Source organism: Methylobacterium oryzae, assembly GCF_021398735.1.
Lineage (GTDB): Bacteria > Pseudomonadota > Alphaproteobacteria > Rhizobiales > Beijerinckiaceae > Methylobacterium.
This window is the reverse complement of the sequence record NZ_CP090349.1, coordinates 5,730,928-5,745,037: the sequence shown is the minus strand read 5'-3', so window position 1 is coordinate 5,745,037 and position 14,110 is coordinate 5,730,928. Positions and strand designations below refer to the sequence as shown.

The following is a 14,110-nucleotide window of genomic DNA, read 5'->3' as shown; positions in this document are numbered from 1 at the left end:
GAGCGTCGGGCGGCGCTGTCACACGCCTGACGCGGTCCGGCCGCTAGCGGACCGGACCGCTCGCCCGATCGCACGAGGGATCCGCATGATTGACGCCACGGTGCCGGCCCTGTCCCTCGGCGCGCTCCTGGCCGTCGTCCAGATCGGCAGCATCGCCGTCGCGGCCCGGCGCCTCGGCCGGGACCACGGCCCGTCGCGGTTCCCGGACGGCGCGCCCGTCTCCCTGGTCCGCCCCCTGCGCGGGGTCGAGGCCTACAGCGAGGAGATGCTCCTCCGCAGCGTCCGCCTCGACTACCCGTCCTACGAGCTGATCTTCTGCGTGGCCGACCCGGCCGACCCGATCGTCCCGATGGTGGAGCGCCTGATCGAGGCCCACCCGCACGTGCCCGCCCGCCTGATCCTCGGCGACGAGCGCGTCAGCGCGAACCCGAAGCTCAACAACTGCCTGCGCGGCTGGCGCGCCGCCGCCCACGACTGGGTGGTGCTCGCCGATTCCAACGTCGCCATGCCGCCGGACTACCTCCAGCGGCTGCAGGCGGCGTGGCGCGCCGATACCGGCCTCGTCTGCTCCACCCCGGCCGGCGCCCGCCCGGGCAGCTTCATGGCGGAGGTGGAGTGCGCCTTCCTGAACACCCTGCAGGCGCGCTGGCAATACGCCGCCGAGGCCTTCGGGCTGGGCTTCGCGCAGGGCAAGAGCATGCTCTGGCACAAGCCCTTCCTGGAGGCGCAGGGTGGCCTCCAGGCGCTCGCGGCCGAGATCGCCGAGGACGCGGCCGCCACCAAGCTCGTGCGCGCCGCCGGCAAGCGGGTCCACCTCGTGGCGAGCCCGTTCGAGCAGCCGCTCGGCCCGCGCGGCTTCCGGGAGGTCTGGGCGCGGCAGCTGCGCTGGGCGCGCCTGCGCCGCGTGACCTTCCCGCTGTTCTTCGCCCCCGAGATCGGCAGCGGCGTCCTGCTGCCGGCGCTCCTCGTCGCCCTCTGGGCCGGAAGCCTCGCGGGCCTCGCGGGCGCTGCCGGCCTCGCCGCCCTGTGCTATGCCGCGGAGCACCGGCTCGCTCTCCGCGCGGGCTGGCACCGCTCGCCCCGCACGCTGGCCGCCTTCCTGGCGCGCGACGCCCTGATCCCGGCGATCTGGGTCGGCGCCTGGATGCGGAGCGCCATCGTGTGGCGGGGCAATGCCATGGACGTGCGCCCCCGGCGGGCCGCCGACGCGCGCACCTACGCGCCGACGGCCTGACCGCCCGGCGATCGGAGGCCCTGACGTGTCGCGCCGCTACGCCCTCTACTGGCTGCCCGCCCCGGATTCGCGCCTCGAAGGCTTCGGCCGGGCGATCCTCGGCACCGACAACGTCGCCGGGCTGCCGGTCCCGCACCCGGAGGGGCTCGGCGATCTCGCACCCGTCACGGCGGGCGCGCGGGTCTACGGGTTCCACGCCACCCTCAAGGCGCCGCTGCGCCTCGCCCCGGGCACCGGGGAGGCCGACCTCGTGGCCGCCGCCCGCGCCCTCGCGGCCGCGCACCCGCCGGTGGCGGTGGGGCCGCTCCGGGTCGCCGCCCTCGGGCCGTTCCTCGCCCTGGTGCCGGAGACACCCCCGCCGGAACTCGGGCTCCTCGCCGCCGAGTGCGTCGCCGCCCTCGACCCGTTCCGGGCACCGCTCACGGAGGCCGAGCGCGCCAAGCGCCGGCCGGAGCGCCTCGACCCGCGCGGCCGCGCGCTCCTCGACCGCTGGGGCTACCCCTACGTGTTCGAGGCCTTCCGCTTCCACATGACCCTGACCGACGCCCTGCCGGAGGCGGAGCGCGACCTCTGGCACCGGCGCCTGTCCGAGGCCTACGCCGCCGCGGGACCGGAGCCCCTGCGGATCGACGCCGTCAGCCTCCTGACCCAGGACGGGTCGGGACCGTTCCGGCTCCTGGCGCGCCTGCCCTTCGGAGAGGCCCGTGGTTGACCGCCCCCTCGGCCTCGAACCCGCGCTCGATCCGAGCGCCCGGGTCGTTGACAGCCGCCTCGGCCGCTACACCGAGGTCGGCGCCCGCACCCGCCTCACCGAGACGACCCTCGACGACTATTCCTACATCGGTGAGGACGGCGAGGTGATCTACACCGCGATCGGAAAGTTCTGCTCGATCGCCGCCAGCGTGCGGATCAATCCCGGCAACCACCCGATGGAGCGGGCGTCGCAGGCGCACTTCACCTACCGGGCGCGCGCCTACTGGCCGGAAGAATCGGACGAGCCCGCCTTCTTCGACCGGCGCCGGGCGAGCCCGGTGGCGATCGGCCACGATGTCTGGATCGGCCACGGCGCGGTCGTCCTGCCCGGGCGCACGATCGGCACCGGCGCGGTGGTGGGGGCGGGCGCCATCGTCACCCGCGACGTCGAGCCCTACACGATCGTCGTCGGCAATCCCGCCCGGCCGGTCCGGCGCCGCTTCCCCGAGGCGGTCGCGGACCGTCTGACCCGCTTGGCGTGGTGGGACTGGGACCACGAGCGCCTGCGCCGGGCGCTGCCGGATTTCCGCGGGCTGCCCATCGAAGCATTCCTGGAGCGCCACGAAGATTAAGTCGGCTATCGAAAAGCCGAGATGCTGCGCCGGCAAATATAATCGTCCCGAATACGTCATCCAATCGTCGTCAAACCGGCGTCTACGTGCGGCCGTTCCCCGGCGGATGGTGGCATGCTGGTTATCGAGGATCTCACGCGCCAGTACGGCGACCGACGCGCCGTCGACGGCGTGTCGCTCCGGATCGAGCCCGGCAGCTTCGTCGGGGTGATCGGCCGGTCCGGTGCCGGCAAGTCCACGCTGCTGCGCCTCATCAACCGGCTGGCGGATCCGAGCTCGGGGCGCATCCTCCACGACGGCCGCGAGGTCACCACCCTGCGCGGCCGCCCGCTGCGCGAGTGGCGCACCCGCTGCGCCATGATCTTCCAGCAGTTCAACCTCGTCGGCCGGCTCGACGTTATGACCAACGTGCTGATGGGGCGCCTCAGCCACGTGCCGACCCACCGCGCCCTGCTCCGGCAATGGTCCGCCGAGGACCGCGCCATGGCCCTCGCCGCCCTGGAGAGCTTCGACATGGGCGAGTTCGCCGGCCAGCGGGCCGACGGCCTGTCGGGCGGCCAGCAGCAGCGCGTCGCCATCGCCCGCGCCCTCGTGCAGGAACCCGAGATCCTGCTCGCCGACGAGCCGGTCGCCTCGCTCGACCCGCGCAACACGCGGCTCGTGATGGACGCGCTCGCCGACGTGAACCGGCGCTACGGCATCACGGTGCTGTGCAACCTGCACTCCCTCGACCTCGCCCGCGCCTACTGCGACCGCCTCGTCGGCCTCGCGGCCGGGCGGGTCGTGTTCGAGGGCGGCCCCTTCGACCTCACCGAGGACGTGGCGCGCCGGCTCTACGGCCTGGAGGCCGGCGAGGTGCTGGACGATTCCGCGCAGCGCGAGGCGGAGCAGCGGGCCGCGATGCCGGGCCGGCCCGGTCACGTGCCGGCGCGGCCGGTCCGCGAGGCCGCCCTCGGCGCCTGATCCGGGCCCCGGGCCCCAACGAACACCGCCAGAGCGCACCGCCAGAGCGCACCGCCAGAGCGCACCGCCAAAATGCACCGTCTTGGAAACGCCCGACCGGCCTCCGGCCGGCTGAACCTCGCCGACGCCACGAAGGACGACCCGATGATCACCCGACGCACCCTCGCCGCCGCCGCGGCCCTCGCCCTCCTCGGCCTGCCGGCCGCCGCCCAGGACTGGAAGGCCCAGTATCCGGAGCTGACGCTGGGCGTGATCCCGGCCGAGAACGCCTCGGGCACCGCCGACCGCTGGGCGCCGCTCACCGCCTACCTGACCAAGACGCTCGGCGTGCCGGTCAAGCTGCGGGTGGCGAGCGACTACGCCGCCGTGATCGAGGGCCAGCGCGCCGGCAACATCCAGATCGCGTGGTACGGGCCGGCCTCGTTCGCGCGGGCCGTGATGACCGGCGTGAAGATCGAGCCGATCGTCAACCAGAAGCACGAGACCGGCGCCTCGGGCTACTATTCGGTGGTCTACGTGCTGGCCTCCAGCCCCTACAAGACCGTCGAGGATCTCAAGGGCAAGAACCTCGCGCTGGTCGATCCGAACTCCACCTCCGGCAATCAGGCGCCGCGCTTCTTCCTGAAGCGGGCCGGCTACGACGTCGAGAAGTTCTTCGGCAAGACCTTCTACGCGGGCAGCCACGAGAACGCCGTCCTGGCGCTCACCCAGGGCACGGCCGACGCCGCCGCCAACCTGTGGAATTCCGAGACCGACACGATGGTCACCCGCATGGCCGCCAAGGGCATGCTCAAGAAGCCCGACGGCACGCCGATGCAGCAGTCGGACTTCCGGGTCGTGTTCAGGTCCGACTTCCTGCCGGAGGGGCCCTTCGCCGTGCTGGCGAGCCTGCCGGACGACCTGAAGGCCAAGATCCGCGACGCCTTCGTGGCCCTGCCGAAGGCCGACAAGGCCGCGTTCGACCGGCTCTCCGACGGCAAGGACCAGGATCTCACGCCGGTGACCCTCAAGGATTACCAGCCGATCATCGACATGCTGCGGTTCAACGACGAGCAGCGTCGGAAGTCCTGATCCGGAGCCGCCCGCCTTGCGCGGTCTGACACCCCTGTCGCCGGAGCGGGCAGCCGCCCTCTCCGGCCTCTACGCGGCGGCGACCGGCGAGGCCCGCCGCCGCACGCTGGCGGGCTTCGCCCTGGTGGCGGCGCTCGCCGTGGTCGCGGGCCTGATCGCCGAGGTGCGGCCGCTGGTCTTCGCCGAGAACATCGGCAAGTTCACCGCCTACATCCAGCAGATCCTGCCGCCGATCAGCCTCGAGCACCCGCTGGAGGACGTCCGCGCCTGGTACTGGGGCCTGCCCAGATGGCTGGGCCTGCTGGGCGAGACCCTGCTCATGGCCTATCTCGGGACGCTGCTCGGGGGGCTGGCGGGCTTCGCCCTCAGCTTCGTGGCCGCCGCCAACCTCGTGCGGTCGCGCGTGCTGCGCGTCGGCGCCAAGCGCCTCCTGGAACTGTGCCGCACCGTCCCCGAGGTCGTGTTCGCGCTGATCTTCGTCATCGCCTTCGGCCTCGGCCCGATGGTGGGCGTGCTCGCCATCGCGATCCACACCACGGGCGCGCTGGGCAAGCTGTTCTCCGAGGTGGTCGAGAACATCGACATGCGGCCCGTCGAGGGCCTGTCGGCCTCGGGCGCGACCTGGGTCCAGACGGTGCGCTTCGCGGTCTTGCCGCAGGTGCTGTCGAACTTCGCCTCCTACGCGCTGCTGCGCTTCGAGATCAACGTGCGCGGCGCCGGGGTGATGGGCTTCGTCGGCGCCGGCGGCATCGGCCAGGAATTCCTCGTGGCGATCCGCAATTTCTACTACGCGGACGTGAGCGCGATCCTCGTGCTGATCATCCTGACCGTCTTCTGCATCGACCTCGTCACCGAGCGGGTCCGCCACCGCCTGATCGGCGCGGAGCACGCCCGATGAGCGCGCGTCCCGAGACCCTGCGGGCGGCGGCCCGGGCCGACCTCGGCCGCCTGCGCGCGCGCTACCCCGCGCAGTTCCGCGCCGACTGGCCGGGGCGGGCGCGGCTCGCCGCCCTGCTCGTCGTCCTGGTGGGGCTCGCGGCGCTCGGCTACTGGCGCCTCGACTTCTCGGTGGCGCGGATCCTCCACGGGCTCGGGCGGCTCGGCACCTTCGCGGTGCTGATGCTGCCGCCATCGCCGGAGGGCCAGTTCTGGACCTTCCTGCACGCGCTGGGCGAGACCCTCGGCATCGCCTTCCTGGGCACGCTGACGGCGGCGATCCTCGCCTTCCCGGTGGCGTTCCTGGCGGCGCGGAACGTCGTGCCCAACCCGTTCGCGCGGTTCGCGGTCCGCCGCGGCCTCGACGTGATGCGCTCGGTCGACGTGCTGATCTGGGCGCTGATCTGGATCAACGTCGTCGGCCTGGGCCCGTTCGCCGGGGCGCTCGCGATCGCGTGCTCGGATTTCGGCGCGCTCGGCAAGCTGTTCTCGGAGGCGATCGAGACCTGCGACAAGCGGGCCGGCGAGGGCGTCGTCGCTTCGGGCGGCTCGGCGCTCCACCGCATCCGCTTCGGGCTGATCCCCGGGGTGCTGCCGGTGCTGGCGAGCCAGGTTCTCTACTTCTTCGAGTCGAACACCCGCTCGGCGACGATCATCGGCATCGTCGGCGCGGGCGGCATCGGCCAGTACCTCACCGAGCTGATCCGCGTGCTGGAGCTGCAGCAGGTCGCATTCCTGGTTCTGATGATCCTCGTGACCGTGGCGGCGATCGACTGGGTCTCGACCCGCCTGCGCCGGGCGATCATCGGGCCGGCGGCGCGCTGAGGGAGGCCTCGGCTTTCCGGCATCACGCGCGGAGCGCAATGACCCAGGGTCGCGCTGCCCCGGGTCGCTTCGCTCCGCTCGCGAGGACGGAGTGCCGAGGCCCTCGCGCGGACATCGCGCGGAGGTCGCGCGGAGGTCGCGCGGAGGTCGCGCGGACATCGCATCACCCGCCGATCACCAGCTCCACGCGGTCGGCGGCGAACAGGGTGCGGTTCGCCTGGATCGGCACGCCGGCGGGATCGATGTTGACGCTCGACACCACCAGCACGACCCGCGCCGGCGCGATGTCGAGGCGCTGCGCCTCCGCGGAGTCCGCGGGGCGGGCCCGGATCCGCGTCGAGAGCCGGGTGTAGTCGTGGACGCCGCAGGTCGCGAAGGCCCGGGTGATCGAGCCGCGCGCCGCGTAGGCCTCGGCGAAACCCGCGAAGCGCGGCAGCGGCAGCCAGGTCAGCGCCGTCGAGAGCGGGGCGCCGTCCGCCCGGTGGACCGTCAGCAGCTCCAGGATCGGCGCGCCGGGGGCGAGGGCCAGGGACGCCGCCTGCTCGGTCCCGGCCGGGACCGTGGTCGCCGCGACGAGGTCGCCCCAGGCCTCGCGCCCGGCCCCGGCGACGATCTCGGAGAAGCGCGTGCGCGGCCCGATCGGGTAGGCGAGCGGCGCCTCCTCCACGAAGGTGCCGCGGCCCTGGCTGGCGCGCACGAGCCCGCCCTCGGCCAGCGCCGCGAGGGCGCGCCGCACCGTGTGCCGGTTCACCGCGAACCGCGCCGCCAGGGCGGCCTCGGCGGGGAGCTGCTGTCCCGGCGCGTAGCGTCCCGCCGCGATCTCGGCCGTCAGCGCGTCGGCGATCTGCCGCCACGCCGTCAGCCCCTCGCCCCGGACGAGGCCGGCCGCCTGCTCCTGCGCATCCATCCTGTCATCAAAACTTCATTTGTGCGGCGCACGCCAGTTGTCTATACACCTATACAACCGAGCGACGAAGGGATTCGCGATGACGACGACCCCGAGACATCCGGGATCCGAGGGCGAGACCGCGGCGCGCCAGGCGGTCATGGCCCTCTGTGCCGAGGCGAGCCGCGCGGATCTCGAGGCGGCCCTCGAGGCGGCCGTGTCGGGCCTCGAAGCGCCCGCGGCCGCGGACCTGCGTCCGCCCGAGACCGGTCTCGTGATGGCGTCGGGCCGGATCGGCGGCGACGGTCGCCCGTTCAATCTCGGAGAGGTCAGCGTGACCCGGGCCGCCATCCGCCTCGCGGACGGTCCGGCGGGCTTCGCCTACCATCTCGGCCGCGACCGCGCGAAGGCGCGGCTCGCCGCGATCCTCGACGCCCTCTGGCAGGATCCGGTCCGGCGCGCCCGGGTCGAGGCCGCCCTGGAGCCCGCCGCCCGGCGGCTCGCGGCCTCCCGGGATCGGGCCGCCCGGCGCACGGCCGCCACCCGCGTCGATTTCCTGACCCTCGCCCGCGGAGAGGATTGAGCATGCTCGCCCCCGGCTTCGCCGACCCGGTTCACGACGCGCAGGACACGTTCCGCGCCGTGATGGACGCCCTCGCCCGCCCCGGACGCGTCCGGCCCCTCACGCCGGGCCTCGCGCCGCCCGCGCCCCTGACGCCGGAACTGGCCGCCGTCGCGCTGACGCTCACCGATGCCGACACGCCGGTCTGGCTCGATCCGGCCCTCGCCGCGGCGCCGGAGGTCGCGGAATACCTGCGCTTCCACACCGGCGCGCCGCTCACCGGCGACCCGGCCGCGGCGGCCTTCGCGCTGGTCAGCGAACCGGCGCGCTGCCCGCCGCTGGCGGAGTTCGCCGCCGGGACGCCGGCCTATCCCGACACCGCCACGACGCTGGTGCTCGCCCTCGACGCGCTCGCGGAGGGGGAGGGACTGTGCCTGTCCGGCCCCGGCATCCGGGGCACCGCCGGGATCGCGCCGGCGCCCCTGCCGGACGGCTTCGCGGCGCAGCTCGCGGAGAACCGCGCGGGCTTCCCCCTGGGCGTCGACCTGATCCTGACGGCGCCCGGCCGCGTGGCCGGCCTGCCGCGCTCCACGACGGTGACGGAGGCCTGATCCATGTACGTGGCCGTGAAGGGCGGCGAGGCCGCCATCGACAACGCTCACCGTCTCCTCGCCGAGGCGCGCCGGGGCGATCCGGCCGTGCCGGAGCTCTCCGTCGAGCAGATTCGGGAGCAGATGGCGCTGCTCGTCGACCGGGTGATGACCGAGGGCTCGCTCTACGATCCGAACCTCGCGGCGCTGGCGCTCAAGCAGGCGCGCGGCGACGTGGTCGAGGCGGTGTTCCTGGTCCGCGCCTACCGGACCACGTTGCCGCGCTTCGGCGCCTCCGCGCCGGTCGACACCGGCGCCATGGCGGTTGAGCGCCGGATCTCCGCGACCTTCAAGGACCTGCCCGGCGGGCAGGTGCTCGGGCCGACCTTCGACTACACCCACCGGCTGGTCGACTTCGCGCTCGCCGCCGAAGCCGGGATCGAGCCCGCCGCCGAGGCCGCGCCGCGGGCCGATGCCGGCACCTGCCCGCGGGTCACCGACCTGCTGGCCCGGGACGGCCTGATCGAGCCCTCGCCCCCCGACGACGGCGCGCCCGCGGGCGACCTCACCCGCGAGCCGGTGGACTACCCTGCCAACCGGGCGCTCCGCCTCCAGGCGCTCGCCCGGGGCGACGAGGGCTTCGTGCTCGGACTCGCCTACTCGACGCAGCGCGGCTACGGCCGCACCCACCCGTTCGTCGGCGAGATCCGAGTCGGGGAGGTCGCGGTCGAGTTCGTGCCCGAGGAACTGGGCTTCGCGGTGCCGCTCGGCCGGGTGCGGCTCACCGAGTGCCAGATGGTGAACCAGTTCAAGGGCTCGGGGGCTGCCCCGCCCCAGTTCACCCGCGGCTACGGGCTGAGCTTCGGGCAGAGCGAGCGCAAGGCCATGGCGATGGCCCTGGTCGACCGGGCGCTCCGCGCTGAGGAGCTGGGCGAGCCGGTGGCGAGCCCGGCCCAGGACCAGGAATTCGTGCTGGCCCACTGCGACAGTCTCCAGGCGACCGGCTTCGTCGAGCACCTGAAGCTGCCCCACTACGTCGACTTCCAGGCCGAGCTGGAACTGGTTCGCCGGCTACGTACCGAGTTCGAGCGCGGGTCCGACACCGTCGAGATGCAGGAGGCCGCCGAATGAGCGCCGCGATCGCGCACCGCCCGGAGAGCGAACCGGGCTACAACTTCGCCTATCTCGACGAGGGCACGAAGCGGATGATCCGCCGGGCCATCCTCAAGGCCATCGCGGTGCCGGGCTACCAGGTGCCCTTCGCCTCCCGCGAGATGCCGATGCCCTACGGCTGGGGCACCGGCGGCGTGCAGGTGACGGCCGCGATCCTCGGCCGCACGGACGTGCTCAAGGTCATCGACCAGGGCGCCGACGACACCACCAACGCGGTCTCGATCCGCCGGTTCTTCGCCAAGACCTCCGGGGTGGCCACCACCACCCGCACCGCGGAGGCGACGGTGATCCAGACCCGCCACCGCATCCCCGAGACGCCGCTCACCGAGGGCCAGACCCTGGTCTACCAGGTGCCGATCCCCGAGCCCCTGCGCTTCCTCGAGCCCCGCGAGACCGAGACCCGCCAGCTCCACGCGCTGGCCGAGTACGGCGCCATGCACGTGAAGCTCTACGAGGATATCAGCCGCCACGGCCACATCGCCACCACCTACGCGTACCCGGTGGAGGTGGCGGGCCGCTACGTGATGGACCCGTCGCCAACGCCGAAATTCGACAACCCCAAGATGGACGACTGCCCGGCGCTCCAGCTCTTCGGCGCGGGCCGCGAGCGGCGGATCTACGCGGTGCCGCCCTACACGCGGGTGCGCAGCCTCGACTTCGAGGACCACCCGTTCCGGATCCAGGCGTTCGAGCATCCCTGCGCGCTGTGCGGTGCCGAGGGCGTCTATCTCGACGAGGTGCTGCTCGACGATGCGGGCCGGCGCATGTTCGTCTGCTCGGACACCGACCATTGCGAGGGGCGCCGCGCGGACGGCCATGTCGGCACGGGGGACGCGGCATGAGACGCGCTATGACCGACCTCACGGTCCGCCGGGCCGGAAAGCCCGACCTGCCCGCGATCCTCGACCTCTACGCCGAGCTGAACGGCGGGCAGGTGGCGACCCTGGCACAGGCCGGGGCGCTGCTCGACCGGCTCGCGGCCTATCCCGATTACGGGCTCTACGTGGCCGAACGCGACGGCGCGGTCGTCGGCACCTTCTGTCTCGTCATCCTCGACAACATCGCCCACTGGGGCACGCCCTCGGCGCTCGTCGAGAGTGTCGTGGTCGCGTCCCAGCACCGCGGCGGCGGCCACGGCCGGGCGATGATGCACGAGGCGGCCCGGCTCGCCGAGGCGCGGGGCTGCTACAAGCTCGCCCTGTCGTCGAACGTCGACGCCAAGCCGGCCCACGCCTTCTACGAGAGCCTCGGCTTCGAGCGCTACGGCTACAGCTTCCGTCTCGATCCCCCTTTCCTGCCCGACGCCGCGGAGGCGACCCGATGAGCGAATCCCTGCTTCAGGTCCGCGGCCTGACCAAGCGCTACGGCGCCCGGCTCGCCTGCGCCGACGTGTCGTTCGACCTCGTCCCCGGCGAGGTGCTGGCGATCGTGGGCGAATCCGGTTCCGGCAAGTCGACGCTCCTCTCCCTCATCGCCACCGAGCTGGCGCCCGATTCCGGGACGGTCGCCTATCGGATGCGCGACGGCGCGCTGCGCGACCTCGCCACCTTGAGCGAGGCCGGGCGCCGGGCGCTGATGCGCACCGAGTGGGGCTTCGTTCGCCAGGACGCGGCCCAGGGCCTGCACATGGCGGTCTCGGCCGGCGGCAATGTCGGCGAGCGGCTGATGGGGCTCGGCGACCGCCATTACGGGCGGATCCGCGCCCAGGCCCTCGACTGGCTCGGCCGCGTCGAGATCGCCGCCGACCGGATCGACGACCCGCCGACGCGCTTCTCCGGCGGCATGCGCCAGCGCCTGCAGATCGCCCGGAACCTCGTCACCGGCCCCCGCCTGGTGCTGATGGACGAGCCGACCTCCGGCCTCGACGTCTCGGTCCAGGCCCGGCTCCTCGACCTGATCCGCCGGCTCTCGGCCGAGCTGGGGCTCGCGGTGATCATCGTCACCCACGACCTCGCGGTGGCGCGGCTCCTCTCGCACCGGATCATGGTCATGCGCGCCGGCCGGGTGATCGAGACCGGCCTCACCGACCGCGTGCTCGACGATCCCGAGCACGCCTACACCCAGCTCCTCGTCGCCTCGGTGCTCGCCGCATGACCGCGCTCCTGACCTTCGAGACCGTCGCCAAGAGCTTCACTCTGCACCTGCGCGGCGGCGTCGTGCTGCCGGTGGTGGGCGATGTCAGCCTGTCCGTGGAGCCCGGCGAGTGCGTGGTGCTCGGCGGCCCGTCCGGAGCGGGGAAATCCTCGCTGCTGAAGATGGCCTACGGCAACTACCGCTGCGACGGCGGCGCGATCCTGGTCCGCGACGGCGCGACGGTCGTGGACGTCGTCCGGGCCGATCCGCGGGCGGTCCTGGCGCTGCGGGCGCGGGTGATCGCCTACGTGTCGCAGTTCCTCCGGGTGATCCCGCGGGTCCCAGCCCTCGACGTCGTCGAGGCCGCCGGCCGCGAGGGCGGATTGTCCGAAGCGGCGGCACGCGCGCGGGCCGAGACCCTGCTGGCCCGGCTCAACTTGCCGGAGCGGCTCTGGGGCCTGCCGCCCGCGACCTTCTCGGGCGGCGAGCAGCAGCGGGTCAACATCGCTCGGGGCCTGATCGCCGACCGGCCGCTCCTGCTCCTCGACGAGCCGACCGCCTCCCTGGACGCGGAGAACCGCGCCGTGGTGGCCGAGCTCGTCCGCGAGAAGCTCAGGGCCGGGGCCGGCGTGCTCGGCATCTTCCACGACAGCGAGATGCGCGACGCTGTGGCGACCCGGGTGGTCGATGTCACCCGCTTCGCGCCGCAAGCCCGGGCAGCCTGAGGATCCTCACGATGGACGACTTCATCCTCGAGAACGCGACCCTGGTCCTGCCGGACCGGGTGCAGCGCGGCTGGCTCGCGGTCTCGGACGGAGCGATCGCCGAGATCGGCGAGGGGCGCCCGCCCGCGCGCGGCCTCGATCTCGGCGGCGACCACCTGATCCCCGGCCTGATCGAGCTGCACACCGACCACCTGGAGAGCCATTTCGCGCCGCGCCCGAAGGTGCGCTGGCATCCCCTCGGCGCCGTCCTGGCCTACGACGCGCAGATCACCGCCTCGGGCATCACCACGGTGTTCGATTCGCTCCGTGCCGGCAGCGATCCGGACGGCAGCGGCCTCGGCTCCGAGCTGGAGCAGCTCGCCGGCGCCATCGCCACCGCGCGCGCCGCCGACCTGTTCCGGGCCGAGCACTTCACGCACCTGCGCTGCGAGTTGCCCTCCCTGGACGTGCTCGACACGGTGGCGACCTTCACGGCCCGCTACCCGGTGGGGCTGATCTCGCTGATGGACCACACGCCCGGCCAGCGGCAGTTCCGCGACATGGAGAAGTACTACACCTACGCCACCCGCGGCGGACGGCCGATGGACGAGATCCGCGCCAACACCGAGCGCAAGGTCCGCGACGGGCGCGCGCTCAACGCGAAGAACCGGCCGGCCCTCGTCCAGTTCGCCCGCGAGATGGGCATCCCGCTGGCGAGCCACGACGACACCACCCTGGCCGACGTCGACCTCGCGGTCGGCGAGGGCGTGCGGCTAGCCGAGTTCCCCACCACCCTGGAGGCGGCCGAAGCCGCGCACCGGCAGGGCATCACCGTGATGATGGGCGCGCCGAACCTGATTCGCGGCGGCTCGCATTCCGGCAACGTCGCGGCCCTGGCGCTGGCCGAGGCCGGGCACCTCGACATCCTGTCGTCGGACTACGTGCCGGCGAGCCTGCTGATGGCGGCCTTCCTGCTGCCCGAGCAGGCGCCCGGGATCACGCTGCCCGCGGCGCTCGCCACCGTCACGTCGAACCCCGCCCGCGCCACCGGCCTGACCGATCGCGGCGCCCTGGCGCCCGGGCTGCGGGCCGATCTCGTGCGCGTGCAGCGGGCCGAGGGCGTGCCGGTCGTCCGCGAGGTCTGGCGCGCCGGCCGGCGGGTCGCCTGATGGCGGGCTGCCTCGTCCTGGTGGTCGGCCCGAGCGGGGCCGGCAAGGACACGTTGATCCGGCTCGCCCGGGCGGCGCTCGCCGACGACCCGCGCTACGTCTTCCCGCGCCGCCTCGTCACCCGCCCGCCCTCGGCCGACGAGGACAACGACGAGATCGACGAGGCGGCCTTCACCGAGGGCTGCGCGGCCGAGCGCTTCACCCTGAGCTGGCGCGCCCACGGCCTCGGCTACGCGCTCCCGGAGACGGTCGGCCGGCGCGTCGCCGACGGCCACGTGGTGGTCTGCAACGTCTCGCGCCGCGTCGTCGCGCGGGCGCGTTCGGGCCTCTCGCGGGTGAGCGTCGTCGAGATCACGGCGCCGGCCGAGATCCTGGCGCGGCGCATCGCCGCCCGCGGCCGGGCGCAGGACGGCGACTTGGCCGCGCGTCTCGCCCGGGAGGGCGGCGTCACCGCGGACCTGACGATCCTCAATACCGGCTCTGCGGAGGCTGCGGCCGGACGGCTGGTGGCGCACCTGCGCGCCTGCTGACGCGGAGCGGCTCTCGGCGGCTCGGGCCGCGATCCCGGTCGCAGATCGTGGGGCGCGATCCGGGGCTCG

Annotated in this window: 17 protein-coding genes; 16 read left to right on the top strand and 1 reads right to left on the bottom strand. The window is 73.5% G+C overall.

Annotation, left to right across the window (positions count from 1 at the left end):
* Window positions 1-85: 85 nt before the first annotated feature.
* The 7 genes from LXM90_RS27405 (at window position 86) to phnE (LXM90_RS27375) (ending at window position 6,354) form a co-directional block, all read left to right on the top strand.
* A complete protein-coding gene (locus tag LXM90_RS27405) occupies window positions 86-1,234 on the top strand; it encodes a ceramide glucosyltransferase (RefSeq protein WP_234081310.1) in 1,149 nt (382 codons plus the stop codon).
* Window positions 1,235-1,259: 25 nt separating this feature from the next.
* Window positions 1,260-1,946 (top strand): DUF1045 domain-containing protein, encoded by a 687-nt coding sequence (locus LXM90_RS27400; RefSeq protein WP_234081308.1) that lies wholly within the window; start codon window positions 1,260-1,262, stop codon window positions 1,944-1,946.
* Window positions 1,939-2,559 carry a chloramphenicol acetyltransferase gene (locus LXM90_RS27395; RefSeq protein WP_103985858.1) on the top strand — a complete coding sequence of 207 codons (621 nt, stop codon included), beginning with the start codon at window positions 1,939-1,941 and terminating at the stop codon, window positions 2,557-2,559. The genes LXM90_RS27400 and LXM90_RS27395 overlap by 8 nt, the downstream gene beginning before the upstream one ends.
* Before the next feature lie 114 nt (window positions 2,560-2,673).
* Complete coding sequence (phnC, locus tag LXM90_RS27390; RefSeq protein ID WP_103985859.1) at window positions 2,674-3,522, top strand: phosphonate ABC transporter ATP-binding protein; 849 nt, start codon at window positions 2,674-2,676, stop codon at window positions 3,520-3,522.
* Window positions 3,523-3,666: 144 nt separating this feature from the next.
* Complete coding sequence (phnD, locus tag LXM90_RS27385) at window positions 3,667-4,593, top strand: phosphonate ABC transporter substrate-binding protein (RefSeq protein WP_234083068.1); 927 nt, start codon at window positions 3,667-3,669, stop codon at window positions 4,591-4,593.
* 16 nt (window positions 4,594-4,609) lie between these two features.
* Window positions 4,610-5,491, top strand: coding sequence for a phosphonate ABC transporter, permease protein PhnE (phnE, locus tag LXM90_RS27380; protein ID WP_103985860.1), 882 nt, complete (start codon window positions 4,610-4,612; stop codon window positions 5,489-5,491).
* The gene (phnE, locus tag LXM90_RS27375) at window positions 5,488-6,354 is read left to right on the top strand and encodes a phosphonate ABC transporter, permease protein PhnE (RefSeq protein WP_103985861.1); all 867 of its coding nucleotides are present in this window, start codon (window positions 5,488-5,490) and stop codon (window positions 6,352-6,354) included. Before phnE (LXM90_RS27380) ends, phnE (LXM90_RS27375) begins: the two co-directional genes overlap by 4 nt.
* A gap of 163 nt (window positions 6,355-6,517) precedes the next feature.
* Here the strand turns inward: phnE (LXM90_RS27375) and phnF are convergent, their stop codons facing one another.
* Window positions 6,518-7,261, bottom strand: coding sequence for a phosphonate metabolism transcriptional regulator PhnF (phnF, locus tag LXM90_RS27370; RefSeq protein WP_103985862.1), 744 nt, complete (start codon window positions 7,259-7,261; stop codon window positions 6,518-6,520).
* A 79-nt stretch (window positions 7,262-7,340) separates the two neighbouring features.
* Between phnF and phnG the strand changes: the two genes are divergently transcribed.
* The 9 genes from phnG to phnN are packed head-to-tail and all read left to right on the top strand — an operon-like array spanning window position 7,341 to window position 14,041.
* Window positions 7,341-7,823 carry a phosphonate C-P lyase system protein PhnG gene (gene phnG / locus LXM90_RS27365; protein WP_091980051.1) on the top strand — a complete coding sequence of 161 codons (483 nt, stop codon included), beginning with the start codon at window positions 7,341-7,343 and terminating at the stop codon, window positions 7,821-7,823.
* Window positions 7,824-7,825: 2 nt separating this feature from the next.
* Entirely contained in the window at window positions 7,826-8,413 is a 588-nt protein-coding gene (gene phnH, locus LXM90_RS27360; RefSeq protein ID WP_234081306.1) for a phosphonate C-P lyase system protein PhnH, read from the top strand.
* A gap of 3 nt (window positions 8,414-8,416) precedes the next feature.
* Window positions 8,417-9,523, top strand: a complete 1,107-nt coding sequence (locus LXM90_RS27355; protein ID WP_234081304.1) for a carbon-phosphorus lyase complex subunit PhnI — start codon at window positions 8,417-8,419, stop codon at window positions 9,521-9,523.
* Complete coding sequence (locus tag LXM90_RS27350) at window positions 9,520-10,407, top strand: alpha-D-ribose 1-methylphosphonate 5-phosphate C-P-lyase PhnJ (protein ID WP_234081303.1); 888 nt, start codon at window positions 9,520-9,522, stop codon at window positions 10,405-10,407. Before LXM90_RS27355 ends, LXM90_RS27350 begins: the two co-directional genes overlap by 4 nt.
* 8 nt (window positions 10,408-10,415) lie before the next feature.
* A complete protein-coding gene (locus tag LXM90_RS27345; RefSeq protein ID WP_234081301.1) occupies window positions 10,416-10,889 on the top strand; it encodes a GNAT family N-acetyltransferase in 474 nt (157 codons plus the stop codon).
* Complete coding sequence (phnK, locus tag LXM90_RS27340; protein WP_234081299.1) at window positions 10,886-11,659, top strand: phosphonate C-P lyase system protein PhnK; 774 nt, start codon at window positions 10,886-10,888, stop codon at window positions 11,657-11,659. Before LXM90_RS27345 ends, phnK begins: the two co-directional genes overlap by 4 nt.
* Entirely contained in the window at window positions 11,656-12,363 is a 708-nt protein-coding gene (gene phnL, locus LXM90_RS27335) for a phosphonate C-P lyase system protein PhnL (protein ID WP_020093758.1), read from the top strand. The genes phnK and phnL overlap by 4 nt, the downstream gene beginning before the upstream one ends.
* A gap of 11 nt (window positions 12,364-12,374) precedes the next feature.
* Window positions 12,375-13,511, top strand: coding sequence for an alpha-D-ribose 1-methylphosphonate 5-triphosphate diphosphatase (locus LXM90_RS27330; protein WP_234081297.1), 1,137 nt, complete (start codon window positions 12,375-12,377; stop codon window positions 13,509-13,511).
* Entirely contained in the window at window positions 13,511-14,041 is a 531-nt protein-coding gene (phnN, locus tag LXM90_RS27325) for a phosphonate metabolism protein/1,5-bisphosphokinase (PRPP-forming) PhnN (protein WP_234081296.1), read from the top strand. The genes LXM90_RS27330 and phnN overlap by 1 nt, the downstream gene beginning before the upstream one ends.
* Window positions 14,042-14,110 lie beyond the last annotated feature (69 nt).

Bases quoted from the DNA above. Each gene is read 5' to 3' on its own strand.
- LXM90_RS27405 (WP_234081310.1), top strand. From the start codon at position 86: ATGATTGACGCCACGGTGCCGGCCCTGTCCCTCGGCGCGCTCCTGGCC.
- phnC (WP_103985859.1), top strand. From the start codon at position 2,674: ATGCTGGTTATCGAGGATCTCACGCGCCAGTACGGCGACCGACGCGCC.
- phnD (WP_234083068.1), top strand. From the start codon at position 3,667: ATGATCACCCGACGCACCCTCGCCGCCGCCGCGGCCCTCGCCCTCCTC.
- phnE (WP_103985861.1), top strand. From the start codon at position 5,488: ATGAGCGCGCGTCCCGAGACCCTGCGGGCGGCGGCCCGGGCCGACCTC.
- phnF (WP_103985862.1), bottom strand. From the start codon at position 7,261: ATGGATGCGCAGGAGCAGGCGGCCGGCCTCGTCCGGGGCGAGGGGCTG.
- phnG (WP_091980051.1), top strand. From the start codon at position 7,341: ATGACGACGACCCCGAGACATCCGGGATCCGAGGGCGAGACCGCGGCG.
- phnH (WP_234081306.1), top strand. From the start codon at position 7,826: ATGCTCGCCCCCGGCTTCGCCGACCCGGTTCACGACGCGCAGGACACG.
- LXM90_RS27355 (WP_234081304.1), top strand. From the start codon at position 8,417: ATGTACGTGGCCGTGAAGGGCGGCGAGGCCGCCATCGACAACGCTCAC.
- LXM90_RS27350 (WP_234081303.1), top strand. From the start codon at position 9,520: ATGAGCGCCGCGATCGCGCACCGCCCGGAGAGCGAACCGGGCTACAAC.
- LXM90_RS27345 (WP_234081301.1), top strand. From the start codon at position 10,416: ATGACCGACCTCACGGTCCGCCGGGCCGGAAAGCCCGACCTGCCCGCG.
- phnK (WP_234081299.1), top strand. From the start codon at position 10,886: ATGAGCGAATCCCTGCTTCAGGTCCGCGGCCTGACCAAGCGCTACGGC.
- phnL (WP_020093758.1), top strand. From the start codon at position 11,656: ATGACCGCGCTCCTGACCTTCGAGACCGTCGCCAAGAGCTTCACTCTG.
- LXM90_RS27330 (WP_234081297.1), top strand. From the start codon at position 12,375: ATGGACGACTTCATCCTCGAGAACGCGACCCTGGTCCTGCCGGACCGG.
- phnN (WP_234081296.1), top strand. From the start codon at position 13,511: ATGGCGGGCTGCCTCGTCCTGGTGGTCGGCCCGAGCGGGGCCGGCAAG.